This is a genomic window from Cobetia sp. 5-11-6-3, assembly GCF_013374055.1.
Lineage (GTDB): Bacteria > Pseudomonadota > Gammaproteobacteria > Pseudomonadales > Halomonadaceae > Cobetia > Cobetia marina.
The window spans coordinates 497,322-523,339 of record NZ_BLWJ01000003.1 but is presented as its reverse complement, the minus strand read 5'-3'; the positions used below and the strand labels follow the sequence as shown (position 1 = coordinate 523,339).

The following is a 26,018-nucleotide window of genomic DNA, read 5'->3' as shown; positions in this document are numbered from 1 at the left end:
ACCCGGCATGAGTGAGACGATCATCCTGGTGATGGCGGCCGGTCAGAGTCGCCGCTTTGGCAGTGACAAGCGTCAGGCTTGTCTGGCGGATGGCCAGACACTGCTGATGGCGACGCTTTCGCAGGTCATGTCCTGTGAGGTGGACTGGCGTCTGCTGCTGCGCGAGGACGATGATCCCGCCGCACTGCTGGGAGATGACTTCGCGCGTGAGCATGCCCGGCGAATCTGGCGTGCGCCGCAGGCGGGCAACGGCCTCGGCGCCAGTCTCGGCGATGCCTTCCGTCAGCTAGATGATGAGGCTGGATTGGCGCATGTGCAGGTGGCGGCGGTATGGCTGGCGGACATGGCGCGGATCACGCCGCAGACCTTTCACGCCTTGCACCGTGAGGCGAGTGCGGAGCATGTGGTGAGGCCGGTGCTGACAGGCGAGAAGGGCAGCCCCGGGCATCCGGTGCTGTTCGGGCGGATGCTATGGCGTGAGCTGGCAGCGCTTGAGGGCGGCGAGGGCGCGCGGGAAGTGATCCTTCGACATCGTAATGCCTTGCGTGAGGTGGTCGTCAGCGATGCCGGCATTCTCGAGGATGTCGATACACTGGCGATGCTGGCGGAAAGGCGGCGAAGTCTCCCACGCCCAAATGCCTGAGCAAGCGTTGGGCGGCAAGCCATCGCGCCAGACACAAGGACGCCCCGTCACCTGAAGGTGACGGGGCGTCCTTGTGTCTGCTCATCCGCATTCTACAGCGTGCGCACGTCCAGCAGCTTGATGCGCTGGATGCGTGGCTCACCCCAGCTCAGATCCAGCACCCACTCGGCATCGAAATGCGTGTGCAGCACGCTGCCGTCGTGATGCGCGGCGCGGTGCTCGCCGCCCATGCGCAGGGTGGCCGTGTCGAGACTCTCGCGTCGGGCACGTACCCAGCCCAGTGCATGACTGTTGATCAGCAGATCATCACGGCGCTGTTCCCAATTGGTCAGGAATTCGCTGCCAGTGAGCGTCTCATCCAGCAGCTGGATCACGGCATCGTCTCCCAGCAGCTCGGCCAGCTCGAGGGACGGCGCCAGGCGGTTGAGCAGAGAGAACCAGCGATGCGCGAAGTTCTCGAGTTCAGCCTCAAGGGCCAGATCATTGAAGGTATCGGCGTACATGCTACCCGCTCCCGAGTATTGAACAATGTAGGTTCGGCGGTGTGCCGAGACGATGCGGCGAGGCAAGCCAGTGCGGCGAATCATCTCGCGTCGCCGCACTGGCGGTGTGGTCCGTGAAGCCCCTGCTTCTCTAGGTACGCTTCTCGACCATCCTGCGGATGCCGACATAGAACAGTGGCGTCAGCAACAGGCCGAACACGGTGACGCCGATCATGCCGGAGAACACCGCCACGCCCATCGCCTGGCGCATCTCGCTGCCGGCGCCCGTGGCCAGTACCAGCGGTACCACGCCGGCGGTGAAGGCCACCGAGGTCATCAGGATGGGCCGCAGACGCAGGCGACAGGCCGTCAGCACGGCATCCAGGCGACTCTGACCTTCATGCTGCTGCTCACGGGCGAACTCGACCAGCAGGATGGCGTTCTTGCAGGCCAGCGCCACCAGCACGATCAACCCGATCCGCGTGAAGATGTTGTTGTCGCCTCCCGTCAGCCACACGCCAGCCAGTGCCGACAGCAGCGTCATCGGCACGATCAGGATGATCGCCAGCGGCAGCGACCAGCTCTCGTACTGGGCAGCCAGCACCAGGAATACCAGCAGCACTACCAGCGGGAAGATATAGATCATGGTGTTGCCGGCCAGCACCTGCTGGTAGGTCACCTCCGTCCACTCGTAGCCGATGCCCTGGGGCAGATTGGCTGCCAGCACTTCCTCGATGGCGGCCTTGGCCTGATCACTGGAGACACCCGGTGCCGGCGAGCCGTTGATGTCGGCGCTGACATAGGTGTTGTAGTGCATCACGCGGTCCGGCCCGGTGGTCGGCGTCACCTTGACGAAGCTGCCCAGCGGAATCATGCGCCCGTTGTCGCTGCGCACCTTGAGATTGCGGATGTCATCCGGGTCGAGACGCGCCGACTGCTCGGCCTGGGCGCGTACCTGATAGGTCCGCCCGAAGCGGTTGAAGTCGTTGACGTACAGCGAGCCCATGTAGATCTGCAGTGTCTCGAAGGCGCGTTCCACCGGGACGCCCATGATCATCGCCTGTTCGCGGTCCACATCGATGTCGTACTGCGGCACCTGGATGCGGAAGCTGGAATAGACGCTGCTCAGGCGCGGGTCGGCATTGCCCTTGGCGGTGATGGTCTGCACGGCGGCGAACAGCTGATCGAAGCCCTGGTTACCGCGGTCCTGCAGCTGCAACTTGAAGCCGCCCGTGGTCCCCAGACCCAGAATCGGCGGCGGCGGGAAGACGGCGACGAAGGCCTCGTCGATGCCGGCAAACTTGCGGTTGAGCTCGGCGGCGATCGCCTGGCCGGAGAGCTGGGGCGACTGGCGATCCTCGAAGTCATCCAGCGGCGTGAACAGGATGCCGGAATTGGAAGCATTGACGAAGCCGTTCACCGACAGCCCCGGGAAGGCCACGGTATGGGCGACCCCCGGTGTCTCGAGTGCCAGCTTCTGCATCTCGTTGATGACCTCGGTGGTGCGATCAAGGCTTGCCGCGTCCGGCAGCTGAGCCATCGCGACCAGATACTGCTTGTCCTGTCCCGGGATGAAGCCGCCGGGCACGCTGTCGAACAGCTTGCCGGTGGCGCCGAGCAGGGCCAGATAGATCACGCCGACGATGACACCGAAGCGCAGCAGCTTCTTGATCAGGCCGGTGTAGCCGTTGGACATCGCATTGAAGGCCCGGTTGAACGGCGCGAACAGCCAGCGTCCGAACAGGCCATCGATGAGGCGTGTCAGCCAGTCCGGCTTGGCACCGTGCGGCTTGAGCAGCAGGGCCGAGAGCGCCGGCGACAGGGTCAGTGAGTTGAAGGCCGAGATCAGCGTCGAGATGGTGATGGTCAGCGCGAACTGCTTGTAGAACTGGCCGCTCAGGCCGCTGATGAAGGCGGTGGGCACGAAGACCGCCGTCAGCACCAGCGCGATGGCGATGATCGGGCCGGTCACCTCGCGCATGGCGATCTGGGTCGCTTCGATGGGGGAGTGGCCCAGCTCGATGTTTCGCTCGACATTCTCCACCACCACGATGGCGTCATCGACCACGATACCGATGGCCAGTACCAGTCCGAACAGCGACAGCGTATTGATCGAGACACCCATCAGCTGCATGACCGCGAAGGTGCCGATCAGCGAGACCGGCACCGCGATCAGCGGGATGATCGAGGCGCGCCAGGTCTGCAGGAACAGGATCACCACGATCACCACCAGCAGGATGGCCTCGAACAGGGTATCGATGACTGCCTCGATGGAGCCGCGCACGAAGACGGTGGGGTCGTAGACGATGTCGTAGCTGACACCATCGGGGAAGGCATCGGACATCTCGCTCATGCGCTCGCGGACCGCATCCGACAGCGCGATGGCATTCGAACCGGGGCGCTGGAAGATCGGCATCGCCACCGCATCCTTGCCGTCGAGTTGCGCGCGCAGTGAGTAGCTGTCGGCACCCAGTTCGACACGGGCGACATCCTTCAGGCGCGTCAGGCGGCCATCCTCATCGACACGGATGACGATGTTCTCGAATTCCTGCGTGCTCTCGAGACGTCCGCGCACATTGAGCAGACGCTGGAACTGGTTGTCATCCGGGGCGGGCTGGGCACCGACGGAACCGGCGGCGACCTGCTGGTTCTGGGCGCGCAGCGCACTGATCACGTCACCGGCAGACAGTCCACGCGCCGCCACGGCGTCCGGGTCCAGCCATACGCGCATGGAATACTCGCCAGCACCGAACAGGCGCACGTCACCGACGCCGTCGAGACGGGCGAGGTTGTCCTTGAGATTCAGGCGCGCGTAGTTGGACAGCCACAGCTGGTCATAGCGGCCATCCGGAGAGGTCAGGTGGACCACCATCGTCAGGTTGGGCGAGGCCTTCTCGGTGGTGATGCCGAGCTGCTGGACTTCCTGTGGCAGTCGTGGCGTGGCACGTGCCACACGGTTCTGCACCTGCACCTGGGCCTTGTCCAGATCGGTACCCAGTGCAAAGGTTGCCGTCAGGGTCAGGTTACCGTCGGAGGTCGCCTGGGAGTCCATGTACAGCATGCCTTCGACGCCGGTGATTTCCTGCTCCAGCGGCGTGGCGACGGTCGAACCGATGACTTCCGGGTTGGCGCCCGGGTAGTTGGCGCGCACCACCACGGTAGGTGGCACGACTTCTGGATACTCGGAGATGGGCAGCTGGAACAGTGACAGCAGCCCCGAGATGACGATCAGGATCGACAGCACCGCGGCGAAGACCGGGCGCTTGATGAAGAAGCTGGAGACGTTCACGTACGGCCTCCTGCTGCCTGGCGGTCGGCCTCGGCCAGCGCCGCGGCATCCTGATCATTGTCGTGCGACGGCTGATCCTTCTGGTGTTGCGTCAGGCGAGCGACACGCTCGGCGAGGGCCTTGAGGGCACCATCGTCGGACATCTCGATCAGCTTGGGCGTGATCGGCATGCCCGGGCCTGCCTTGGCGGGGCCGGCGGCCAGCACGCGATCACCGGCGGCCAGGCCATCGGTGACGGCACGCAGCGGGCCAAAGCGCGGGCCAGTGGTGATGCCACGGTAAGCGAGGGTGTCATCTTCGCCGATCACCAGCACGAACTGACGATCCAGATCGGTGCCGATGGCACGCTCCGGGATCAGCACGGCATCGCGAATCTCGGGGGAGGCGATGCGCAGGCGCGCGAAGGCGCCCGGCCGCAGGGCAGGGTCCTCTGCGGTGAAGGTGGCGCCAATGCGCAGGGTACCGGTGTCGATGTCGACGCTGTTGTCGATGAAGTCGAGCTCGCCCTGGAACGGGAAGTCCTGCTGGCCTGCCAGCTGCAGTTCCACCGGCAGATGATCCTCGGCGGAGACGTCGGCAAAGTCCTGATTCCAGGTCAGCTCGCTGATGTCGATATAGGCGTCCAGCTGGCGGGTTTCCACCAGGGTGGTCAACACGCTCTGACCGGCTTGAACGGTATTGCCGCGCGTGATGCGGGCATTGGACAGTCGGCCATCGATCGGGGCACGCACCGTGGCGTAGTCGAGATCCAGACGGGCGCGCTCGAGCTGGGCGATGGCGGCCTTGAGCTGGGCGTTGAGACCGGAGACGCTGGTGCTGCGTGAATCGGCTTCCTCGCGGGAGATCAGGTTGCGCTTGACCAGGCTGGCCGCGCGTCCGGATTCACTGCGGGCGTTGGCCAGTTCTGCCTTGACGCGAGCCACCTCGGCTTCCAGACGATCAACCTCGGCCTTGAAGGGGCGCTGATCGAGGCGGACCAGCGGGGTGCCGGCGCTCACCTGACTGCCTTCGGTGAACAGGACCTCTTCGATTTCACCGCTCACGCGCGGGCGCAGCTGTACGCTCTGCGGAGATTCCAGGCGGGTGGTGTAAGTGTGCCAGGCCGCGACCGGCTGAGCCTTGGCCGCGACGACTTCCATCGTGGGAGGTGTCGGCTGGGCGCCAGCGGAAGCCTCGTCATCGCCTTCACTGCAGGCGCTGAGCGCAAGGAGACCGCCAAGGGTCAACAGCAGGGAAGAGGCGATACGAGAAAGGCGCGCCGGACGTGAAGGATGTCTCGACATGGGGGAGCTACCGTTGCAGGAGTGGGATGCTGGGCATCCTAGAGAGGCCGGGCAGACGGGATAAGCCCTCTCAGGCACACTGCTTTGGTTCTCAATTTGCACCAATTGTGCAAGGGGACGCGATGACTTGGCATCTGGCTCAGGCGTGGCGGGGGCTTGCTCTCATTCCCCGGCGGCGCTGATGAAGGGGCTGGGTCGGGAATGACCCTGTCTCAACGCAAAAGTCCCGCGGCAGATGCCAGCGGGACGTGTTGTCTTGCGTGTCACTTGCGCCTGTCAGCTCGCGCGCGTCATGACATGGGAGGCGATCTTACTTCTTCTCGCCGAAGTACTTGGTGTGGATGGTGTCGTAGGTACCATCGGCCTTCAGTTCCGCCAGTGCGCCGTTGATCTGCTCGGCCAGGTCCTTGTCACGCTTGCGCATGGCGATACCGAAGCCGTCGCCGAAGTATTTCTTGGGCTCGGTGACCACTTCCCCCACGGCCTTGTAGTTGCCGTTGCCGCCATCGATGAGGGTGGACTTGCCGACCGGGAAGTCGAGGAAGGCGATGTCGAGGCGACCCGCATCCATGTCCAGCACCAGGTCATCGGCGGTGGTGTAGCGCTTGACCTCGGCATTCTTGGCGTAGAGATCCGTGACGTAGTTGTCCTGCAGGGTGCCGCGCTGCACGCCGATGGCCTTGCCCGCCAGGGCCTCGGTGGAGGTGGCGCTCAACGCGCTGTCGGACGGCGCGAACCAGGCAGACGGCGGCGTGATGTAGGTGTCGGAGAACAGCACCTTCTCACGGCGTTCTTCGTTGATGGTCATCGAGGACATGATGGCGTCGTACTTGCGTGCCATCAGGCCGGGGATGATGCCGTCCCATGCCTGGATGACCCACTCGCAGTCGCGGTTGATCTTCGCGCAGATGGCATTGCCCAGCTCGATGTCGAAGCCGGTCAGCTCGCCGTCCGGTGTCTTGTATTCCATCGGCTCATAAGGCACATCGACGCCGATGCGCAGTGTCTCGGCGGCCTGTGCGCCACCGGCCATCAGTGCTGCACCCAGCAGGGAAATTCCCAGAAGCTTCTTCATGTCGTTCCCGTTCCTCGTTGTTGTTGGTCGAGCTGACGTGTCAGCGACACCAGACGCTACCTGAAAAGGTATCAGGCGTCTGCGCCGATGAAGACAGGACTGTCGTCAGCCATTGTTCTCCACACTAGCCCAGTCCTGCGCTGTGGTGAAGGGGGAAAATGGTCGGATTCAAACGTTCGTTAAACGAGATGCATTGCTGGATCAGGAGTGAAAAACGAAAGAAGCGCCCGGCAAGAGGCGCTTCTTTCAGTTCAATTCAATGGTTTCAAGTGTGCCAGCAGACGTTTCTCCAGCTGCCTGAAGATGGCAATGATGGTGAAGGTCAGACACAGATAGATGGCGGCGACGAACAGGAAGGCTTCGAAGGGGGCATAGAAGCGTGCATAGATGTCACGCGCCGCCCCGGTGAGATCCAGTAGCGTCACCACGCTGCAGATGGCGCTGGCATGCAGCATGAAGATGACTTCATTGCCGTAGGCCGGCAGTGCACGTCGGAAGGCACTGGGCAGAATGATGCGACGCATCATCTTGCCCCGCGACATGCCATAGGCGCGTGCAGCTTCCATCTCGCCCTTGGGCGTGGACTGGATGGCACCATGGAAGATCTCGGTGGTATAGGCCGCGGTATTGAGCACGAAGGCCAGCAGCGCCGGGACGAAGGGGTCACGGAAGTACTCCCACAGCCAGGTGTCCTGAATGCTGGGGACATGCACGCTGGTGATTCCCAACGAGATGTCGAAGCCATCGAAGAACACCACTCCGTAGTAGATCAGGTAAAGCTGGATCAGCAGAGGGGTACCACGGAAGACATAGGTGTACAGGTAGACCGGCATCTTGATCCAGCGGCGGCGCGAGCCGCGCAGGATCGCCAATGGCACGGCCAGCACCAGCCCGATGATCAGCGACAGGAACACCAGCTGCACCGTGGTGACCAGCCCCTCCCAGTAGTGCCAGAGAGTGGTGGCGGTGAAGATGTAGTTGTCGCTCAGCACGTCGTCGAGCATCTGGCCAAGCTGGGCGATGACGCCTGTCGGGCCCGCATCGTTCAGTTGTTCCATGCGCTGGCCTCCCCGAATCCGGTGTTGTAGCGCTTCTTGAGGCGCGAAAGCCCCCATTCGGACACGGTGGCGATCAGCAGATAGCCCGCCGCGACCGGCAACAGGAAGGTGAAGGGCTCATGGGTCGCCTTGGCGGCCTCGCTGGCGACACGCACCATGTCGACCAGCCCGATCACCGACACCAGGGCGGTGGTCTTGAGCAGTACCATCCAGTTGTTGCCCAGCCCCGGCAGGGCGTGACGCATCATCAGCGGGAAGCGAATGCGCTTGAAGACCTTCCAGTTGCTCATGCCATAGGCACGTCCGGCCTCGATCTGGCCGGCATCCACTGCCATGAAGGCACCACGGAAGGTCTCACCCATGTAGGCGCCGAAGATGAAGCCGATGGTGATGACGCCCGCGGTGAATTCGTCGACGTTGACGAAGACATCGATGTCATAGCGGTCATACAGCCAGTCGGTGACCATGTTGATGCCGATCTGACCACCGAAGAACAGCAGCAGCATCAACACGATGTCCGGTACGCCACGGATGATGGTGGTGTAGAGCGTCGCGATCCAGCGCAGTGGCGTGGAACGCGACATCTTGGCGGTCGCTGTCATCAGCCCGAGGGCGATGGCCAGCAGCTGGGCCAGCACGGCCAGCTGCACCGTGACCCAGGCACCCTCCAGCAGACTTGGCCCGTAGCCTTGTAGGTCGATCATGGGAATCCTCCCGTGAAGCGCCGTGCAAACCGCTCAGCGGTTTACTGGCTGTTGGCGGTCGCGGCGCTGGCGAAGTACTTGGCGTTGAGACGCTCGAGCGTGCCGTCGGCCTTCAGCGTGTCCAGTGCCTCGTCGATGGATTTCTTGAGATCACGATCGCGCTGCTTCATGGCGATGCCGAAGCCGTCACCGAAGTACTTCTTCGGTTCGCTGATGGCGCTGCCGGTATTGACGAAATTGCCATCATTGGCCTCGACCAGGGTGTCCTGACCGACCGGCAGATCAAGGAAGGCGACATCGACGCGACCGCTGTCCATGTCCAGCACCAGGTCATCCAGCTTGGTATAGCGACGCACCTCGGCCACGCTGGCGTAGAGGTCGGTGACGTAGTGATCCTGCAGGTTGCCGCGCTGGACACCGATCACCTTGCCCTTGAGAGCCTCGGCATCGAGGCTGTCCGCGCCGGCCAGTGGGCTGTCCGCCTTGACGAACCAGCCGGACGGCGGCGTGAAGTAGGGCGCGGAGAACAGCACCTGACGTTCACGCTCCGGGTTGATGGTCAGCGCGGACATGATGACGTCGTACTTGCGTGCCATCAGGCCCGGGATGATGCCGTCGAAGTCCTGCTCGACCCACTCGCAGCGAGTGGCGAGCTGCTCGCAGATGGCATTGCCCAGCTCGATCTCGAAGCCGGTCAGCTCACCGCTCGGCAGCTTGTAGCCGAAGGGCGCGTAGGGCACGTCGATGCCGAGGCGCAGCGGGTCCGGCACATCGGCGGCCTGCACGGCGCCTGCCGAGATGGCGAGAGTGGAGAGACCGAGGGTGAGGCCCATCAGGGCGCGTGTCGCGAACTGTTTCATCACTTTCATTCCTGAAATCTCTTGCGCCTCGAGGCCTGCCGATGGCATGGCGCTCGCGGTGCTGAATCATGTGCCGGACACGGGATCACCGTGCCGGGGGAAGCGCCGGCGGAGCGAGCGGTTGTTCAGAGCCGTCCGTCAGTCCTGTTCATCAGTCCTGCCTGTCAGTACTTGGGCGCCAGGAACTGCTTGAGTCGCTCTGACTGGGGATTGCCCAGTACCTCAGCCGGAACGCCGGCTTCCTCGACCAGACCCTGATGCAGGTAGACCACCTGACTCGAGACGTCGCGCGCGAAGCTCATCTCGTGGGTCACCACCACCATGGTGCGGCCTTCCTCGGCCAGGTCGCGCATCACCTTGAGCACGTCACCGACCAGTTCCGGGTCGAGAGCCGAGGTCGGCTCGTCGAACAGCATCACTTCCGGCTCCATCGCCAGGGCGCGCGCGATGGCACCACGCTGCTGCTGGCCCCCCGACATCTGGGCCGGGTAGTAGTCGGCGCGTTCGAGCAGGCCGACGCGATCCAGCAGGCTGCGCGCGTGCGCGATGGCTTCTTTCTTCGGCTTGCCGAGCACGTGGATCGGCGCCTCGATGACGTTTTCCAGCAGGGTCATGTGTGACCACAGGTTGAAACCCTGGAAGACCATCGACAGGCGCGCGCGCATGCGCTCGACCTGACGCCAGTCCATCGGCTCGCGACCGCGGCGGGTGTCCTTGAAGCCGATCTGCTCTCCGTGGACGAAGATGTCGCCACCGTCCGGCTGTTCCAGCAGGTTCATGCAGCGCAGAAAGGTACTCTTGCCGGAGCCAGAGGCACCGATCAGCGTGATGACGTCGCCCTTGCGTGCCTTGAGCGACAGGCCCTTGAGCACCTGATTGCTGCCGAAGGACTTGGTGATGTCGCGAACCTCGAGGGGCAGCACCTCGCGGTTCGGGGTCTCGATCCCGGGGGATGTCTTGGTCATGCCGTTACTCCGATCCAGACGCAGCGCATCGCTGCCTTGCCAGGCGGCGCGGGCGCGTCCTGAGTCTGCCGCAGGGCGGCACGGACCCGTGGGAACTTGTGCGTTGTCGACACGGCGGCACAGGGTGCATGACGTCGCCAGGCGAGACTGAATCTCGCTGGCAGCTGGCCATGTCGTCGCAGCCGCTCGAGTGGTATCACGGTCGTGATCGTGAAAGGGGGCAGATTCTACCAGCTCAACGCTGGGTTAACTGCTTCCTTGGAGCGTCGCCGGATACGACTTTGGTTGAGCGCGTGTCGGCAAGAGTCGCTGGCTGGCGACAGGAGGGACAGAACGGCAGGAATGCGTCATGAGTGGGGACCTTGTTGTCATTATTGGGGGCGCCCACCCTGCCGATGCGCCGTGCTGCGTGGGGCAGTACGGCGGTGGCTGCGGGTGGGGCGCATTTCATGATCAGGCTGTCTCGGGGGGAGCACAGCTGGCCAGCAGCAAGGCGGCGCGAGCGCCGATCTCGACACTGGCATTGGGGAATACCACGCTCAGCGGCGTGTCCCCGATGATGCAGGGGCCCGCCTGCGCATCCCGGGCGATCAGCGTGCCGGGGGCGAAGCGGGTGAAGTTGGCGACGTCCTCGCTGAAGCACAGCGCGAAGTCTGCGGAGTGGCGCATCAGCTCCACTTCCACCTTGAAGTAATCCATGGCACCGGGATCAGACTCATCCGGCGGCGTTCCAGTGGCCAGAGCCGCGAGCAGGCGGGACATCGGCGCCAGTGCCGCCATGTCATTGGCGCCGAATGGACGCACCTGGCCCAGCTCCAGCGTGAAGGCATCGGCATCATGGTAGTGGCGCGAGTAGTGCGAGAAGGTCCAGCTGTGCTGATGTTGATGCAGCACGGCCTGGAGGCCGGCAGCGCTCAATATCGACCACTGTGAGGGACTGATGGCCTCTCCCTCGCTGAAGGGCACCACGGCAAAGCGCGGGTAGTGACTGTCGCGGATCGCGGTATGCATGTCGTAGTGCAGGTGTCGCGTGCCATCGGCCGGCGGGAAGCGGGCGTAGAAGTCATCCACTGCCGCCATCAGCTGGCGGGCGCGTGCCGGCTCATCATCGGCTGGACAGTCATTGGCCTTGCCGGCAGCCGCGTTGCCGGCGTCCACCGAGATGGCGGTCGCCGTCTCGGTACGTCGGAACAGCCGATTGAGGTTGGTCGCATGGAAGCGCTCACCGGTGCGGATGGCGGGCAGGTTGCCCAGAATCAGCAGCAGCGGGGCACCGGCGATCAGGTGGCCGCTCTCGAGACCGGCGATCAGCTCACCCAGCAGTTCGATGGGCGCCGTCTCGTTGCCGTGAATTCCCGCCGAGAGCACGCAGGGGCGAGCCGCAGGCCCTTGGGTGTCCGGACAGATCTCCAGCACGCCGGGGGCGACGATCTCATAGCGCCCACCGGGGATGCGTCCCATGCCACGCGCGCTGGCGTGGCCTTCGAGTGTCAGGTCAAGCCAGTCGGCAATCACGGGGTGGAGTGCTCCCTTGGGCTGTCCTGACCGGTATCGGAGGATTCGGTCAGGTGGGTGGATTCGAAGATCTTGTCGGCACTGGCGGCCACGAAACCCTGATACAGCTTGCCGTCGGCATCCGGATAGCGACGGGCGAACTCGTAGTAGCAGGTCGCAATCTCGTGCTGCTCGCCGCCGGCGAAAGTGAAGGTCTGGCGGTCGGCGAGGGTGGAGGCCTGCTCCAGCAGGACCTCGGGTGAGCCCTTGATGCGTCCGCCGGCCGGATTGATGCCCAGGCCAAGCGCTTCCACGCGCGTCAGCACCTTGTCGAGCGTGTCATGACGGGTAAGTGCATTGACGCTGATGGTGAAGTGATTGGCGCGCAGGCCGATGATCGACAGCCAGGCCGCGTATTCGCTCTCCTCCATCAGACGCTGATACTGCTCGAAGGTCGGCGCGTCCCACAGGCGACCTGACCACAGCACGGAGGGCTGGGTGGCGGCATCCGGCGAGATCTGGCTGACCAGACCATCGATGATCGACTGGGCGCGCTCGGAAAGCTCATGACATTTCAGCTCGGAGAGGAAGACGCGCGGCATGTCGGGAGACGGCGGCAGATAGCCGAAGGCGCGCAGTTTCTTCTCGCGGAAGTCATAGGGGGCGAAGCGGGTGTAGCCGAGCGCCAGCAGATGAGGTTCCAGCGCGCTCAGGGTGATCGGCCCGCGGTCGAAGGTCCGGAAGGCCACGTGGTCGTTGACGATGGTCTCGCCGTCGGCCACGAAGGCATCCTGGATCTGTTGGGCCTGGGGCGTCATGGCGACGTAATCATCCCACAGGGCGCTGAAGAACTGCTGGATATCCATGGCACGAGCTCCCTCTGAACTGAGTTGCCCAGTGCAGCGAGGTGTCACTGACACTGGGCGACGGCATGTGGCGATTGGCAGCAGAGCAGCGCACTCGGCGAGACGCTGCCTCGGCAGATTGTCAGCTCACCATTGGCGAGCCGCTGGCGCGTGGCAAGAGGCAAGGTCGGTTGGATGAAAGCGGCTGTCCGCACCATGTAAACGTCACGTGTCGGTTTAGACCTTGGGTGGAGCCTGCGCCGTGAGCAAGCGCCTGCGTCATCAGCTCTCGCCGTCAGCGACGGGACATGTCTCACCCTGCTCGACCTTGATCAGTGAATCGGTGGCGAAGCCGAGCTCGGCGGCCTGATCGACCAGCGCCTGATAGGTGCCGTCATCCAGCTGCGGCTCGCGCGCCAGTATCCACAGGTAGTCGCGATCGGCACCGGCCACCAGCGACCACTGATAGTCATCATCCAGTGCCAGCACGTTGTAGCCACCATAGAAGGGGCCGAAGAAGCTGACCTTGAGGGCCGCGGTCTCGCTGCCCTGAGTGAAGTAGGCTCGCCCTTCGGCCTGACTCCATTCGCCCTTGTCGGCATCAAGGCCGCGATTGATGACGCGCACGCCGCCGTCCTCGCGGGGCGAGTAATCGGCGGTGACGCAGCTCAGTCCCTCCTCGAAGCTGTTGGGCAGGCGGGCGATCTCGTGCCATTGCCCGTAGTAGCGTTCGAGCTGGAAGTCCCCGACGGGCTGGGTGCCGGACGGGACACCGGCACAGCCGCCAAGGAGGCTGAGGCCAGCGAGCGAGAGGGCGAGATGCGGCAGGCGTGTCATTGGCGGGCTCCATGAGACAGGACGCCCCGGCGAATCGTCGCGGGGCGTCGTTACGTGATGAAAGGCTGCACAGGCATCCTTCTCTCATTGGGGCGTCTGCGGTTGTCTCAAGAGGGGGGGCATCATTCGTGGTGGAGGCTCACAGCACCAGGCGCAGCGGGTTGGCCGCGACCACTCGCCCGCGGCCACGTTGCTTGGCTTCATACATGGCACCGTCCGCACGCGCGATGATGGTTTCGGGCGTGGCACCGGAGAAGGGGAACAGACAGACGCCCACGCTGGCGCTGACACCGATGATCAGCGGCTCGCCGTCGACCTCGAGGTGGATGGGCCTGCTGATCGCATCCACCAGACGATTGGCCAGTGTTTCCGGGCCCTGGCGGCTATCGCCTTCACGACTGATTAGCACGAGAAATTCATCGCCTCCCAGGCGGCCGACGATATCGTTGCCACGCAGGGTGTCTCCGAGTCGTTCGCCGATGATGCTCAGGACCTGGTCGCCGATATGGTGACCATGGCGGTCATTGATGGGCTTGAAGCCATCCAGGTCGATGAACAGCGCAGCCTGTATGACGCCGGGTGCCTGGATGTCGAGCACCTGATCGAGATGCTCCATCAGGGCGCGTCGATTGAGCAGTCCGGTGAGCGAGTCGCGTGTCGCGTGGTCACGCAGATTGTCTCGCTCGTCGGTGACGTGACATTCGCGCAGGAACAGCAGGCGGCTCTGTCGCTCTCGCGAGTAGGCGCTCATGCCGGCCAGCAGGTTGGCGGACATCATGAAGAAGGCTTCGTTGGCTTCCACCAGCACGCCGGTACCACTGTGCAGGATCGCGCAGCTGGCGGTGCAGCCCATCCAGATCAGCAATCCGCAGGCCAGTGCATAGATGAACTGCAGCCCCAGCAGGGTGTAGGTCCAGAACACCAGCAATAGCAGACTGACGAAATAGGCCGGGAATTCACCCTCATGCATCTCATGGTGATCCACTGCGTGGTCATTGCCGAGATGGAACATGGCCAGCGTGCCCAGCGCCGCGCTCAGGGAGGCCAGGCACAGCAGGCCATTGACCCGGTGTCTGTATCGCGCATGGCGTGACAGCAGGAACAGGCTCAGGACACTGGCGAGAATGCCGGCGCGCAGCAGCAGCAGGCTCTCGAAATGGTGGGTAAGACTTATCTCGATCAGCGCATAGGACGCGAACATCACACAGCTCAGCGGGATGGTGAACCGGCTGAGCTTGTGTGAGGTCTCGATCTGTTGTCGACGATAGCGTCGTTCCAGGGTGTCATCCGCAAAGCAGAGCGTCATGGGATTCATGGGCGGTACCTGAGTAGCCAGAGTCTCAGGATGCCATCGCCTTGCGTGGTCTGCTGCCGGGACTGGGCGAATTGAATCACTGAGCTTCAACGCTCGCGGGCCGTCGTCAGTCCAGCTGGCGCGCTGTGACGCGCAATGCCGATTCCACCATGTCGTAATCGACGTAGCAGCCTTGCAGGTGCCGGCGCCCGGTGGTCGGGTCGAAGGACCGGCGCCCATGCATCACGCGGCGGTTGTCGAAGGCCACCATCTGACCGGCCTCGAGCTTGAGGTGCAGGCGGAAGTCCGGTTCGCGCAGGATGCTCCAGTAGTGGCGGTAGGCGTCGTACCAGGCCTGCATCCGTTCCAGCGGCAGGCGCAGGCTATCGCGGATCCAGTTGTTGAAACGCACCTCGATGACCTTGCCGCTGGCATCCAGATGGATGACCGGTTCGCGCACCACGAGGTCGGTCTGCTCATCCGCGAAGCGAAAGTCCACCGGCGTCTCGGCCAGCAGGCGGAAGGCGGCAGGGTCACGCCGGCGCAGTTCCTCGGCGACGGCCATGCCGTCACCGAAGATCGACTCACCGCCCTCGGCGTCATTGACCAGGCAATAGAGCATCTGGATGTCCGGCGGTTGGCGCCAGTTGGGCAGATCCGTGTGCAGTTCCAGCGCGATGGGCGTGTAGGCGGCATTGTTGGGCGCCTGCTTGGAGAAGACCTCGAAGCGCCCGCCGAAGTTGGTGGCACGGATGGGGCCGATGGTGGCCGCGATGGCATCGATCTCACCGCCTTCACAGGTGCCGCCGTCCATAATCGCGAAGCCGTCGCGGCACAGCGCTTCCAGCCAGCCAAGTCGTGCGGCGCCGCCGGCCATGTAGTCGGCAAAGGCGGTAACGTGAGGCTGATGGCCCTGCTGCCAGGCGCGGCTTGAGGGGACCGGCGTGGCTGGCGGCGCATCACTCGGACGACGTTGCAGCAACCAACCGGCATCGAAGCGACTGGTGTGGCCGTCCTGCCAGATGACGACGAGATTGCCTTGCTCGACACGCAACTGATGCACCGTCAGGGCCGCATCATCCATGAGCATGAAGGTGCGCTCGAAGGTCTGCGGATGACGGCAGGCGTCGCAGGCGCAGTGATCACGCAGCCAGATCAGCGGAAAGCGTGCCTGATCCCCATCGGCCCAGCTCAGAGTCGCCAGTGCCTCGTCATGGGTCGCCTGAATCAGGGGAGTGCCGCGATGATGGGGCTGATATTCCTTCATGTCCCACTGATGACGCGTGCCGGCATCCGTCGCTGCCGTGTCGGTAGTGTCGGTAGTGTCGGTAGTATCGATAGTGTCGTTCGTCACGCTAGTGTCGCCAATACCATCAGTGTCGCTGGTACCGAAAGTGTCGGAATCAGATGCGGTGAGAGTCTCCATTGGCGCCTTCCTTGTCTCTGTCGGTTTCGGTGAGTCTTGTGCTGAGAGTGAGTCTATTGTCTTGCGTGTCATGAAGGCTGACCAACGCGAAATATGACGCCCATGGCTTAGCTGAGCTAATGTGTGGTCATGCTCCTCCATTGTCCGCCACGAGATTGCCATGCACGACTCACCTTCCTCGCCGCCGAGTGTCTTGCCCGTTTCCTTGTCCAGCCCGTTGCCACCCCTGGCCTGGCTGCAGGCCTTCGAGGCGGCGGCACGCCTGATGAGTTTCACGCGGGCGGCCGAGGAGCTGAGCGTCACCCAGTCCGCCATCAGTCAGCGTATCCGCCAGCTGGAGGATCGGCTCGGCCAGCCGCTGTTCGTGCGCCATGCTCGCAGTCTGAATCTGACACCGGCCGGGCAGGCCTGGCTGCCGGCGCTGCAGGATGGCTTCCAGCGTCTGCAGGAGGGCACGCTGGAAGTCTTCGGACCCTCACGCGCCGCGCCGGTGAGTCTGCGTGCGACGCCGATGAGCCAGCAGGCCTGGTTGTTGCCGCGTCTGGCCAGCTTTCATCGAGATCAACCCGAGATCGCCCTGCGGCTGGTGAGTGCCTTCTGGGCGCGTGATTTCGATGGCGAGGAAGTGGATATCGAACTGCGCTATGGCCAGGGGGACTGGCCGCAGGTCGAGGCGATCAAGGTGGGAGCGGAGCAGGAGCGGATGATCGTCGTGGCAAGCTCGGCACTGAGCGCCCGGTTGAGCACGGCGGCGGATCTGACCGGAATGACGCTGCTGCATGCGGCGGGATTCGCGGTGGGCTGGCGTCGCTGGCTGGTCGCGGCTGGTCAGCTGGGACTGGAGAAGACGACGTCCACCATCAGTTGTGACACCCAGGTCATGACACTGGAAATGGCGCGTCTCGGCATGGGCGTGGCGCTGGTGCATGAAGGCCATTTTCAGCAATGGATGGCCTCCGGCAATGGCGGACTGGAGCAGGCCTTCCCGCTGGCGATTCCTGCCGAGCAGCATTTCTGGCTGGTACGTTCCTCCCAACGTCCCATGCGACCCACGGCCCAGCGTGTCTGGGATTACCTGGTGGAAAAGTCAGCAGTGACCGACTCAGGTACTGCTCTTGATGCATCGGGGAATCGCAACGGCGGGCCCGCCGCGGCACACCCTGATTGATATACCGTTAGCTTGAGCCGGTGGTTGAGGGGGTGAGCGGTCGCTATTCATTGTCCGGATCTTCTTGTCTGCCCGTCTGCCTGCCTGGCTGTCAGGCGATCAGTCGTGAGCCGTCGGGCAGCGTGGCAATGGCGATTGATGGAAGAAGCGTTCCAGCAGGGCATACAGCTCGGGATAGGCGGCTTCGAGGGTGTCCGGTGCGGTAAAGAAATACTCGCAGCACACGGCGAAGCATTCGGCGGGGTGACTGGCGGCGTAGTCATCGATCGGCGTGGGAATGCCGTGTGCCAGGCGCTCGCTCAGGTCATCCCAGACGGCAGTGAAGGTGGCGTGCCATTCCTGAGCGCTGATGTGGCCAGGCAGAGGCGGAAAGCCATCGGCATCGGTGGCGTTGGCCATGTCGAGCTTGTGGGCGAATTCGTGGATGACCACATTGAAGCCGCTCCAGTCACCGCTGGCGGCCAGGTCCTGCTGCGTGACCACCACCGGCCCCTGGTACCAGGTCTCACCGGCCCGGGTGTCCTGGAAGACATGCACCACGCCTGCCTCATCCATCTCTTCCACTTCACGGCGGATGGCCTCGAGCGGCAGCATGATCTCATGGACGCGAGCGCCGGCATCCTGCCAGCGCTCGGCATGCGCCCAACCATTGAGCAACAGCATCGCCTGAGCCGCCAATGCCAGCGCCTCGACCTCCTCGAGAGGCTCGGCGCTGGTCAGCTTCCAGTCATGCAGTTGCCGCCGGGCGCGGCGCTCGAGACGCGTGAGCGCCTCGGCGTCGAGTCCCTCGAGGATCGGCAGACGCTCGCGGACGGATTGCCACAGGGTGTCCCCCTCCTGGGTCTGGGAAGAGAAGGGGGCTGAGGCGTCGGCATCATGGCCGTGGCGCTCGGATCGCTGCCACAGTCGTTGCCACCAGGGGGGCATCGAGTCAGTCCTGACGACTGCCGGACTTCCAGGACCAGTCGCGCAGGCGCAGGTCGAAGAGGTCCTTGCGACGGTCCTTGAGGTTGGTCACCGAGCCTTCGCTGCGCACGACCTTGAGGCGTTCCAGATCGAGATCCGAGAACATGATCATCTCGGTGTTCGGGGTCGTCTCGGCCATCACCGCATCATGCGGGAAGGAGAAGTCAGAGGGCGAGAATACCGCTGACTGGGAGTACTGGATGTCCAGACTCTCGATGGACGGCAGATTGCCGACACTGCCGCAGACCACCACATAGCACTCGTTCTCGATGGCGCGCGCCTGGGCGCAGTGGCGGACGCGCAGGTAGCTGTTCTTGGTGTCGGTCCAGAACGGCACCATCAGGATGTCCATGTCCTGGTCGGCCAGCAGACGTGACAGCTCCGGGAATTCCACGTCGTAGCAGATCAGCATGCCGATGCGGCCGGCATCGGTCTCGAACACGGCCAGCTCGTCGCCGCCCTTGATGATCCAGTCACGGCGCTCCTGAGGCGTGATGTGCAGCTTGGCCTGACGGTCGATCTCGCCATCGCGGTGACAGAGATAGGTGACGTTGTAGAGCTCGTTGTCATCACCGACCTCCACCATGGACCCGGCCACGATGTTGATGTTGTAGGCCACCGCCATGCGCGAGATTTCCTGCTTGAAGCGCTCGGTGAAGCCGGCGAGGAAGCGGATGCAGCGCACCGGGTCACTCTGGTCTTCCAGCAGGCCGATCAGCGGCGTATTGAACAGCTCCGGGAAGACGGCGAAGTCGCTCTGATAGTCCGAGAGGGCATCGACGTAATATTCCACCTGCTGCAGCACGGATTCGACACAATCGAACTTGCGCATCTGCCATTGGACGGCGCCGACGCGAATCATCGTCTTGCGGCTTTCCAGCACACGCTCGACCGGCTCGAAGAGGATGTTGTTCCACTCGAGCAAGGTGGCATAGCCCTGTGAGCTCTCGTCTTCCGGCAGATACTGGCGCATCAGGCGCTTGACCAGAAATCCATTGGCCAGCTGGAAGGACAGGATGGGGTCGTAGATCTCGCGTCGCTCGACCTTGTCGATGTAGTCGGTCGCGGACAGCTCCGCGGCATACTCGTGATACTGGGGAATGCGCCCACCGGCCAGAATCGAGCGCAGATTCATGGAGCGACACAGTTCCTTGCGCGCTTCATACAGGCGGCGGCCGAGACGATAGCCCCGGTAGTTGGGGTCGATCAGGACATCCAGGCCATAGAGCGCATCTCCCTCGGGGTTGTTGAGGATGACTTCGCGCTGGCCGATCAGATCATCGTACTTGTGCGGGTTCGAGAAGGCGTCGTAATCCACCAGCGCCGTCAGCGCGACCCCGACCAGCATCTCGCCGTCCTCGATCACGATCTGACCATCGGGGAATTCCGCGACCAGGCGGTTGATGGTGTGTTCCGGCCAGGCGCCGCCGATGTCGTCGTAGATGCCGTCCATCAGGCGTTTCAGCTGGGGGTAGTCGGATTCCTGCAGGTTGCGCAGGTTAAGGTGCAGGTCTTCGACGGACATCGAGACTCCTTGGGAAATGAGTGATGAGAGCAGGGCGAGACGCGGCGGGTGCGACAGCGTGGATCCATTATTCGCGCTGTCGAGGCCGAGTGTCATCAATATCCTTTGGTCAATGACCGGCGCGTGTCGCGAATCCCTCCTCAATGGGTCCAACCTCGCGCCACTGCAAGGGTGAGCGGGTGGAAGCACGGCGAGCGGCGTGTCAGCGGGATATTGAACGAATGCTCATTTTGCTTGCATTTGCGCGGCACAACGTCCAAAACATTGCCATGGGCAAGACGCCCACGGCGACGTCATGCCGAACATCTTGAGCTTGAATGACACCGGAGGATACCTGCATGACCCCAGTACTCTATGAATTGCGAGGCCGTGATGACCGTCTGCGTTTCTCGCCGTTCTGCTGGCGCGCGCGGCTGGCCCTGGCCCACAAGGGCGTCGAGGCGGAACTCGTTCCCATGCTGTTCACCGACAAGAGCCCGATCGACTTCTGCGATTCCACCACGGTGCCGGTACTCAAGGATGATTTCGGCGTGTCGATGGACAGCTACGACATCTTCCAGCACCTGGACGAGCATTATCCGGATGCAGGCCATGGCCCGCTGATCGGCGATGCACTGGCAAGGGCGCGCCTGAATTTCGTCAAGGTCTATGCCGAGCAGGTCATGGCCGTCGGTTTCTTCCGCCTGGTGGCGCTGGATCTGGTGCAGGCCATTCACCCGGATGACCGTGAATACTTCCAGAGCGCGCGTGAAGCCCGCTTCGGCATGTCGTTCGAGGAGTTCCACGATGTCGAGATCGCCCGTGGCATTCTCGACAGCGCCTTCAAGCCGTTGCGTGGCCTTCTGGGCAATCAGCCCTTCATGGATGGCGAGTCGCCGGCGGCGGCGGATTACCTGATCTTCGGCTTCTTCATCTGGGCCCACATCGTCTCCGACACCTCGCCCTTCGGCGAGACAGAAGACCCCGCTGATCCGCTGGTGCAGTGGCGCGAGCGCATGATGGATCTCCATGACGGCATGGCACGCAAGTCGCCGCGTGCCAGCGAGATCCCGCAGTAATCCCTCGATCGCGTCAGCGATGCGCTTCCTGATGGCTCGAACGCTTCCAGGCGTTCGGGCCATGTCGTCTTGCCCTCGAAAAGGTGCTCACGATGATTGACCTGTATTACTGGACCACGCCCAACGGCCACAAGATCACGATCTTTCTGGAAGAGGCCGGCCTCGAGTACCGACTCATTCCGGTGAACATCAGCAAGGGCGAGCAGTTCGCGCCAGCGTTTCTGGCCATCTCGCCCAACAATCGCATGCCGGCGATCGTCGATCATGCGCCGGCCGATGGTGGCGAGCCGATTTCCGTGTTCGAATCCGGCGCGATTCTGGAATATCTGGCCGACAAGACCGGCCAGTTCCTGCCGCGCGAGACGCGCCCACGCAATGATGTGCTGCAGTGGCTGCATTGGCAGATGGGCGGCCTGGGGCCGATGCTCGGTCAGGTGCACCACTTCAAGCACTACGCGCCAGAACCGGTGGAGTACGCCATCGAGCGCTATCACAAGGAAGGCGAGCGCCTCTACGGCGTTCTGGAGCGCCAGCTTGCGGGGCGGGAGTTCGTGGCCGGTGACGAGTTGAGCATCGCTGACATGGCCATCTGGCCGTGGCTGAAGGCCGAGAAGCAGGAGATCGATCTGGCCCGCTTCCCGGCGGTGGCTGCCTACCGCACTCGCATGGCCGAGCGTGATGGCGTCAGGCGGGCGATGGCGCGCATCGACGACATCAATCCGGCGGCCAATGTGGCGATGGATGAAGAGGCGCGTCGCCATCTGTTTGGCCAGGGCCGCTGAGTCGCGCTGGTACGTGAGGCCTGCGGGGCTAGGGCTGCCCCCAGTCCTTGGGCACATGGCGCCGGATACGATCCAGCAGCGCGCCCAGCTTGCGCGGCGGGTGCCCGAAGGGATAGTGCAGGCTGACCGGAATCGAGGGCCCTTGCCACTCGGGCAGGCAGGCCTCGAACTGGCCGGGATGTGCCACGGAGCGGGTGCGCACGTGGTGGTCCGGCAGCAGGCCGATACCGGCGCCATGCGCGATGTGGTCGGCATGTACCACGACATTGTCGACCGTGAAGCGTGAGGGCGGCAGGCTCACTCGGTACTCGCCCTGTTCCGGATGGTGGAGCACCAGATCGGGGTGATGGCGGTCGATCAGGTTGACCCAGTCGTGGGAGGCAAGCTCGCCGGGATGCTGCGGATGGCCATGCTGACGCAGATAGTCCGGGTGGGCATACAGATGCTGACGCTGGTGGCCCAGCACCTCGTCACGCAGGCCGCTGTCACGGGTCGGACCTTCCCACAGCCACAGCATGACCTGATCATCCTCACGTGTCGGAGGCTGCAGGTTCGAGGTCAGCGTCAGGCGAATGCCCGGATACTCCTCGATGAATTCGGTGAGCAGACGATTGAACCAGCCACGCAGGAAATGCGGGTGGACGCTGATGCTGAGATCACCGCTCACCTCCTCGCGCAGCTCGTCCAGTGCCATCTGCGAGCGCTCGCCCAGCGACAGCATCTGCTGGCAATACTGATGGAACAGCGTGCCGGCCTCGGTGGGAATCAGGCGGTTGGCCTGGCGATGCAGCAGCGGCTGACCGAGCTGATACTCGAGGTGACTGATCCGACGGCTGAGCGTGGACTTGGAGATACCGAGGTGTTCGGCGCCGGCGCCCAGGTTGCCATGGCGCATGATGGCATCGAAGGCACTGAGGCCCTGAAATTCGTCAAGTACGGGGGGCATGGATTGGTGGCACCTGAGACTGTCTGCCACTCGGGCAGCCGATGGCATGAAAGAGAGCGTGGAGGCAGAGTGCGCCGCGGATCTGGCGCAAGGGCCAGTGGCGAGTTGCCGATTTGGCCAGCATTGTAGCCGATTTGGCGGGGGGAGTGGCATGCATGAAAGTGATTCGCGTTCTCTGCTGGCGGGCGCGTTCAGATAATGGAGCTCAAGATTCCAGCTCGTTGACGCCCATCCGCGTCCGAGCGGGATGCATGTGGCGGGTGGGCGCGGCATCATGGCATGCAGCAGTGGCACGCGCTGTCGCTGCGTTTCACTCTTCCAAGGCCCTTTCGCGGCCTGACAAAGGACCTCGTGATGTCACTCGCCACGCGCTTGCGCGCTCACTTTCGCTCATGCCAGGAATCCGCTTGCCTGACGCGCACCTCCCTGACGGCCCGCTCGACACTGCTGATGACGCTGGTGGCGCTGCTGGCGGCACCGGTGCAGGCCGACGAACCCACCCGGATTCGCGTCATGGCCGCCGCCTCGCTGCATGATGCGATGGATGCCATCGAGGCCCGCTACGAGCGCCTCGCCAACGTGGATATCCTGCCGGTCTACGCCTCGTCCTCGACCCTGGCGCGTCAGCTGGCCAATGGTGCTCCAGCCCAGCTGTATCTGTCGGCCAACGAGCGCTGGATGGACTGGCTCGAGCAGCAGCCCGGCGTGGTGGTGACAGGGCGTCATGATCTGCTGGGCAATCGTCTGGCGCTGGTAGCCGCCGGGGCAAGTTCTCTGGATGCCGGCGTCAGCAATGCCCGGGACGTGACGGACGTGGCCAAGCGACTGGCCGCGACGGGCGACGCCTCCCGGCTGGCGGTGGGGGACCCGGATCACGTGCCGGCGGGTATCTATGCACGTCAATCGCTGGAATCGCTGGGTCAGTGGCAGGCACTGCGCTCGCATCTGGCCAGTGCCGAGGATGTGCGTGCGGCGCTGGCGCTGGTCGAGCACGGTGAAGCCCCACTGGGCATCGTCTACTCGACGGATGCCTCCGTCAGTCATCGCGTCCATCAGATCGGCCTGCTGCCCGAGAGCAGCCACGACCCCATCCACTATCCTGCCGCCTTGATCACGCGGGGCGGGGATGCGCCCGACGAGGCAGCGGAAACCTTCGCCCACTGGCTGTCCAGCAATGAGGCAGGGGCCATCTTCCATCGCTTCGGGTTCACCACCCTTGGGACCCAGACCGCACCCGCCACCGCTGACAGCCAGTGAGAGCGCCCCGGCTGGGCTGGCGCGCTGGCCGGCATGTCCCGGAGGCACGCGGGCCGCTACACTGGAGGTTTTCCGTGGCATCATTGCGGCAATGACGTGGCTGGCAGAGCGAATCATCGAGCGGGCCATGGCGATGCCATGGGCGCGAGTCGTCTCGTGATCGCGCTGCCCTGCGCCACCTGATCTTGTTCGAGGAGAGTGCATGCTGAGCGCACTGGAATGGGAAGCCCTGAGCCTGAGTCTCAAGGTCGCCTGCGTGGCCGTCGGCTTCAGTCTGATTCCCGGCTTCGCCGCGGCCTGGTGGCTGGCGCGACGCGAGTTTCGTGGCAAGGCGCTGGTGGATGGCCTGTTGCATCTGCCACTGGTGCTGCCACCGGTGGTGGTCGGCTATCTGCTGCTGGTCACCTTCGGACGCAACGGCGTCATCGGTCAGTGGCTGGCGAAGATCGATATCGTGCTGCCCTTCACCTGGCAGGGCGCCGCCGTCGCGGCAGCGGTCATGGCCTTCCCGCTGATGGTGCGTGCCATGCGCCTGTCGCTGGAGGCCATTGACCCGGGGCTGGAGGCCGCGGCTCGTACCCTGGGGGCCAACCCGCTGCGGGTGCTGTTCACGGTGACGATGCCGCTGGCGCTGCCCGGCATTCTGACCGGCGGCATGCTGGCCTTCGCGCGCGCGCTGTCGGAATTCGGCGCCACCATCACCTTTGCGGCCAACATTCCCGGCGAGACCCGTACCTTGCCCCTGGCGCTCTATACCCTGATCCAGACGCCGGGCGAGGAGGGCGCGGCCGCGCGTCTGTGTCTGATCGCGGTGGTGATCGCGATGCTCTCGCTGTTGTCTTCCGAATGGCTGGCGCGCCGGGCCCGACTCCGGATGGAGGGGCGTGATGCTTGATTTCCACCTTTGCCGCACGCTGGGCGCCTTCCATCTCGATGCCGAACTCAAGGTGCCGGCACGCGGGGTCACGGCGCTGTTCGGACGTTCCGGCAGCGGCAAGACCAGCATCCTGCGCATGATCGCAGGGCTCGACCGCCCGGATCATGGCCATCTGCGTCTCACGGGCGAGTGTCTGATCGGCGGCGAGCATGATCACTGGGTGCCTGCCCATCGGCGCAATCTGGGCGTGGTCTTCCAGGAGCCTCGTCTGTTTCCGCACTACAGCGTGCGCGGCAATCTCTGCTACGGCATGCCGCTGGCGCTGACGCGTGCTCAACGCCAGCGCAACCGTGACCACCTGCACGAGATCGTCGCGCTGCTGGGCATCGAGGACCTACTGACGCGCATGCCGGGTCAGCTGTCGGGTGGCGAGGCGCGGCGTGTCGCCATCGGGCGCGCCCTGCTGTCACGCCCACGCATGTTGTTGCTGGATGAGCCGTTGACCGGCCTTGATGGCGCCCGCAAGCAGGAACTCCTGCACTACATCAGCCGTCTGGCTCGCGAGATCGAGATTCCGATCCTGTTCGTCAGTCACGATACCCGGGAGCTGTTCGCCGTCGCGGACCGCCTCGCGCTGGTCGACAACGGGCGCATCACCGCCAGCGGCGAGATCGGTGACATGCTGTCACGTCTTGATCTGGCCCCGCAGACCGGGCGTTTCGAAGCCGGCTCACTGCTCAGCGCCGAGGTGCTCTCGCACGATGAGACGCATCAGCTGACCCGTCTGGGGCTCGGGGCGGGATTGAGTCTCAAGCTGGCGCGCCTGGCGATGCCGGTCGGGCGTCGGGTACGCCTGCGACTGCGCGCCCGTGATGTCAGCATCGCGCTGGAAACTCCGCTGAATACCAGCCTGCGCAATACGCTGCCCGCCGTGATTCACGAGATCGAGAGCGAGCGCGGCCACGCCAGTGCGGAACTGGTGCTGGGCATCGCCGGCCAGCGGCTCAGAGCGCGCGTGGACCGGCTGGCCTGCGAGGAGCTGGGGCTCAAGGTCGGCCTTGGCGTCAAGGCATTGATCTCGAGCGTCGCGCTCTCCGGCCCGGACGTGATCAGTCTCGATGTCGGAGACGAGGTCGCGCAGCAGGATGAGGCGGCCGGCACCAGCGAGACGACGTCTCCCTGAG

At 64.0% G+C, this 26,018-nt stretch carries 23 protein-coding genes; 7 read left to right on the top strand and 16 right to left on the bottom strand.

All coding sequences use genetic code 11. The annotated features are described in order from the left end of the window. Positions 1–7: 7 nt before the first annotated feature. Complete coding sequence (locus HXS66_RS08015; protein ID WP_176503233.1) at positions 8–643, top strand: NTP transferase domain-containing protein; 636 nt, start codon at positions 8–10, stop codon at positions 641–643. A gap of 92 nt (positions 644–735) precedes the next feature. Here the strand turns inward: HXS66_RS08015 and HXS66_RS08010 are convergent, their stop codons facing one another. The 13 genes from HXS66_RS08010 to HXS66_RS07950 all read right to left on the bottom strand — a co-directional run bounded on the left by HXS66_RS08010 (position 736) and on the right by HXS66_RS07950 (position 16,183). Continuing rightward, the gene (locus HXS66_RS08010) at positions 736–1,146 is read right to left on the bottom strand and encodes a hypothetical protein (RefSeq protein ID WP_077378298.1); all 411 of its coding nucleotides are present in this window, start codon (positions 1,144–1,146) and stop codon (positions 736–738) included. A gap of 130 nt (positions 1,147–1,276) precedes the next feature. Beyond that, complete coding sequence (locus HXS66_RS08005; RefSeq protein ID WP_077378301.1) at positions 1,277–4,414, bottom strand: efflux RND transporter permease subunit; 3,138 nt, start codon at positions 4,412–4,414, stop codon at positions 1,277–1,279. Next, complete coding sequence (locus tag HXS66_RS08000; RefSeq protein WP_136938899.1) at positions 4,411–5,697, bottom strand: efflux RND transporter periplasmic adaptor subunit; 1,287 nt, start codon at positions 5,695–5,697, stop codon at positions 4,411–4,413. The genes HXS66_RS08005 and HXS66_RS08000 overlap by 4 nt, the downstream gene beginning before the upstream one ends. Before the next feature lie 310 nt (positions 5,698–6,007). Continuing rightward, the gene (locus HXS66_RS07995) at positions 6,008–6,772 is read right to left on the bottom strand and encodes a transporter substrate-binding domain-containing protein (protein WP_077378307.1); all 765 of its coding nucleotides are present in this window, start codon (positions 6,770–6,772) and stop codon (positions 6,008–6,010) included. A 251-nt stretch (positions 6,773–7,023) separates the two neighbouring features. After that, positions 7,024–7,776 carry an ABC transporter permease gene (locus HXS66_RS07990; RefSeq protein WP_077378483.1) on the bottom strand — a complete coding sequence of 251 codons (753 nt, stop codon included), beginning with the start codon at positions 7,774–7,776 and terminating at the stop codon, positions 7,024–7,026. Between the two features lie 41 nt (positions 7,777–7,817). Next, the gene (locus HXS66_RS07985) at positions 7,818–8,534 is read right to left on the bottom strand and encodes an ABC transporter permease (RefSeq protein WP_084207919.1); all 717 of its coding nucleotides are present in this window, start codon (positions 8,532–8,534) and stop codon (positions 7,818–7,820) included. 41 nt (positions 8,535–8,575) lie between these two features. After that, positions 8,576–9,394, bottom strand: coding sequence for a transporter substrate-binding domain-containing protein (locus HXS66_RS07980; RefSeq protein WP_077378313.1), 819 nt, complete (start codon positions 9,392–9,394; stop codon positions 8,576–8,578). Positions 9,395–9,558: 164 nt separating this feature from the next. Beyond that, entirely contained in the window at positions 9,559–10,359 is an 801-nt protein-coding gene (locus tag HXS66_RS07975; protein WP_176503232.1) for an ABC transporter ATP-binding protein, read from the bottom strand. A 453-nt stretch (positions 10,360–10,812) separates the two neighbouring features. Next, positions 10,813–11,874 carry a succinylglutamate desuccinylase gene (locus HXS66_RS07970; RefSeq protein ID WP_077378319.1) on the bottom strand — a complete coding sequence of 354 codons (1,062 nt, stop codon included), beginning with the start codon at positions 11,872–11,874 and terminating at the stop codon, positions 10,813–10,815. Then, a complete protein-coding gene (locus HXS66_RS07965) occupies positions 11,871–12,719 on the bottom strand; it encodes a DUF1338 domain-containing protein (RefSeq protein ID WP_176503231.1) in 849 nt (282 codons plus the stop codon). The genes HXS66_RS07970 and HXS66_RS07965 overlap by 4 nt, the downstream gene beginning before the upstream one ends. A 261-nt stretch (positions 12,720–12,980) precedes the next feature. Beyond that, the gene (locus HXS66_RS07960) at positions 12,981–13,535 is read right to left on the bottom strand and encodes a lipocalin family protein (protein WP_077378325.1); all 555 of its coding nucleotides are present in this window, start codon (positions 13,533–13,535) and stop codon (positions 12,981–12,983) included. Positions 13,536–13,674: 139 nt separating this feature from the next. After that, positions 13,675–14,850 (bottom strand): diguanylate cyclase, encoded by a 1,176-nt coding sequence (locus HXS66_RS07955; RefSeq protein ID WP_176493558.1) that lies wholly within the window; start codon positions 14,848–14,850, stop codon positions 13,675–13,677. 106 nt (positions 14,851–14,956) lie between these two features. After that, positions 14,957–16,183: a TauD/TfdA family dioxygenase gene (locus HXS66_RS07950; RefSeq protein ID WP_255303159.1), complete on the bottom strand. Its 1,227-nt coding sequence runs from the start codon at positions 16,181–16,183 to the stop codon at positions 14,957–14,959. A gap of 232 nt (positions 16,184–16,415) precedes the next feature. On the opposite strand from HXS66_RS07950, the gene HXS66_RS07945 reads away from it, so the two are divergent. Continuing rightward, on the top strand, positions 16,416–17,423 hold the full coding sequence (locus tag HXS66_RS07945; protein WP_176503230.1) for a LysR family transcriptional regulator: 1,008 nt from the start codon (positions 16,416–16,418) through the stop codon (positions 17,421–17,423). A 99-nt stretch (positions 17,424–17,522) separates the two neighbouring features. Here the strand turns inward: HXS66_RS07945 and HXS66_RS07940 are convergent, their stop codons facing one another. Together HXS66_RS07940 and HXS66_RS07935 are read right to left on the bottom strand one after the other, a co-directional pair. After that, positions 17,523–18,350, bottom strand: a complete 828-nt coding sequence (locus tag HXS66_RS07940; RefSeq protein ID WP_176503229.1) for a zinc-dependent peptidase — start codon at positions 18,348–18,350, stop codon at positions 17,523–17,525. Positions 18,351–18,354: 4 nt separating this feature from the next. Further along, complete coding sequence (locus HXS66_RS07935) at positions 18,355–19,914, bottom strand: carbon-nitrogen hydrolase family protein (RefSeq protein WP_176503228.1); 1,560 nt, start codon at positions 19,912–19,914, stop codon at positions 18,355–18,357. A 338-nt stretch (positions 19,915–20,252) separates the two neighbouring features. On the opposite strand from HXS66_RS07935, the gene HXS66_RS07930 reads away from it, so the two are divergent. Both HXS66_RS07930 and HXS66_RS07925 read left to right on the top strand, forming a co-directional pair. Then, positions 20,253–20,972 (top strand): glutathione S-transferase N-terminal domain-containing protein, encoded by a 720-nt coding sequence (locus HXS66_RS07930; RefSeq protein ID WP_176503227.1) that lies wholly within the window; start codon positions 20,253–20,255, stop codon positions 20,970–20,972. 92 nt (positions 20,973–21,064) lie between these two features. Next, positions 21,065–21,754 carry a glutathione S-transferase N-terminal domain-containing protein gene (locus HXS66_RS07925; RefSeq protein ID WP_141392304.1) on the top strand — a complete coding sequence of 230 codons (690 nt, stop codon included), beginning with the start codon at positions 21,065–21,067 and terminating at the stop codon, positions 21,752–21,754. Between the two features lie 28 nt (positions 21,755–21,782). Here HXS66_RS07925 and HXS66_RS07920 read toward each other — a convergent pair whose 3' ends face one another. Beyond that, on the bottom strand, positions 21,783–22,700 hold the full coding sequence (locus HXS66_RS07920; protein ID WP_077378346.1) for a LysR family transcriptional regulator: 918 nt from the start codon (positions 22,698–22,700) through the stop codon (positions 21,783–21,785). Positions 22,701–23,054: 354 nt separating this feature from the next. Here HXS66_RS07920 and modA point away from each other — a divergent pair, with 354 nt between their 5' ends. From modA to modC, 3 genes are all read left to right on the top strand, one after another. Further along, positions 23,055–23,957, top strand: coding sequence for a molybdate ABC transporter substrate-binding protein (gene modA / locus HXS66_RS07915; protein ID WP_255303158.1), 903 nt, complete (start codon positions 23,055–23,057; stop codon positions 23,955–23,957). Between the two features lie 202 nt (positions 23,958–24,159). Continuing rightward, positions 24,160–24,852 (top strand): molybdate ABC transporter permease subunit, encoded by a 693-nt coding sequence (modB, locus tag HXS66_RS07910; protein ID WP_077378349.1) that lies wholly within the window; start codon positions 24,160–24,162, stop codon positions 24,850–24,852. Continuing rightward, a complete protein-coding gene (gene modC / locus HXS66_RS07905) occupies positions 24,845–26,017 on the top strand; it encodes a molybdenum ABC transporter ATP-binding protein (protein ID WP_176503226.1) in 1,173 nt (390 codons plus the stop codon). Before modB ends, modC begins: the two co-directional genes overlap by 8 nt. Position 26,018: the final 1 nt, after the last annotated feature.

What these genes read in the sequence shown, in the direction of transcription:
- HXS66_RS08015 (WP_176503233.1), top strand. Translation starts at nt 8, where the DNA reads ATGAGTGAGACGATCATCCTGGTGATGGCGGCCGGTCAGAGTCGCCGC.
- HXS66_RS08010 (WP_077378298.1), bottom strand. Translation starts at nt 1,146, where the DNA reads ATGTACGCCGATACCTTCAATGATCTGGCCCTTGAGGCTGAACTCGAG.
- HXS66_RS08000 (WP_136938899.1), bottom strand. Translation starts at nt 5,697, where the DNA reads ATGTCGAGACATCCTTCACGTCCGGCGCGCCTTTCTCGTATCGCCTCT.
- HXS66_RS07995 (WP_077378307.1), bottom strand. Translation starts at nt 6,772, where the DNA reads ATGAAGAAGCTTCTGGGAATTTCCCTGCTGGGTGCAGCACTGATGGCC.
- HXS66_RS07990 (WP_077378483.1), bottom strand. Translation starts at nt 7,776, where the DNA reads ATGCTCGACGACGTGCTGAGCGACAACTACATCTTCACCGCCACCACT.
- HXS66_RS07985 (WP_084207919.1), bottom strand. Translation starts at nt 8,534, where the DNA reads ATGATCGACCTACAAGGCTACGGGCCAAGTCTGCTGGAGGGTGCCTGG.
- HXS66_RS07980 (WP_077378313.1), bottom strand. Translation starts at nt 9,394, where the DNA reads ATGAAACAGTTCGCGACACGCGCCCTGATGGGCCTCACCCTCGGTCTC.
- HXS66_RS07975 (WP_176503232.1), bottom strand. Translation starts at nt 10,359, where the DNA reads ATGACCAAGACATCCCCCGGGATCGAGACCCCGAACCGCGAGGTGCTG.
- HXS66_RS07965 (WP_176503231.1), bottom strand. Translation starts at nt 12,719, where the DNA reads ATGGATATCCAGCAGTTCTTCAGCGCCCTGTGGGATGATTACGTCGCC.
- HXS66_RS07960 (WP_077378325.1), bottom strand. Translation starts at nt 13,535, where the DNA reads ATGACACGCCTGCCGCATCTCGCCCTCTCGCTCGCTGGCCTCAGCCTC.
- HXS66_RS07955 (WP_176493558.1), bottom strand. Translation starts at nt 14,850, where the DNA reads ATGAATCCCATGACGCTCTGCTTTGCGGATGACACCCTGGAACGACGC.
- HXS66_RS07945 (WP_176503230.1), top strand. Translation starts at nt 16,416, where the DNA reads ATGCACGACTCACCTTCCTCGCCGCCGAGTGTCTTGCCCGTTTCCTTG.
- HXS66_RS07940 (WP_176503229.1), bottom strand. Translation starts at nt 18,350, where the DNA reads ATGCCCCCCTGGTGGCAACGACTGTGGCAGCGATCCGAGCGCCACGGC.
- HXS66_RS07935 (WP_176503228.1), bottom strand. Translation starts at nt 19,914, where the DNA reads ATGTCCGTCGAAGACCTGCACCTTAACCTGCGCAACCTGCAGGAATCC.
- HXS66_RS07930 (WP_176503227.1), top strand. Translation starts at nt 20,253, where the DNA reads ATGACCCCAGTACTCTATGAATTGCGAGGCCGTGATGACCGTCTGCGT.
- HXS66_RS07925 (WP_141392304.1), top strand. Translation starts at nt 21,065, where the DNA reads ATGATTGACCTGTATTACTGGACCACGCCCAACGGCCACAAGATCACG.
- HXS66_RS07920 (WP_077378346.1), bottom strand. Translation starts at nt 22,700, where the DNA reads ATGCCCCCCGTACTTGACGAATTTCAGGGCCTCAGTGCCTTCGATGCC.
- modA (WP_255303158.1), top strand. Translation starts at nt 23,055, where the DNA reads ATGTCACTCGCCACGCGCTTGCGCGCTCACTTTCGCTCATGCCAGGAA.
- modB (WP_077378349.1), top strand. Translation starts at nt 24,160, where the DNA reads ATGCTGAGCGCACTGGAATGGGAAGCCCTGAGCCTGAGTCTCAAGGTC.
- modC (WP_176503226.1), top strand. Translation starts at nt 24,845, where the DNA reads ATGCTTGATTTCCACCTTTGCCGCACGCTGGGCGCCTTCCATCTCGAT.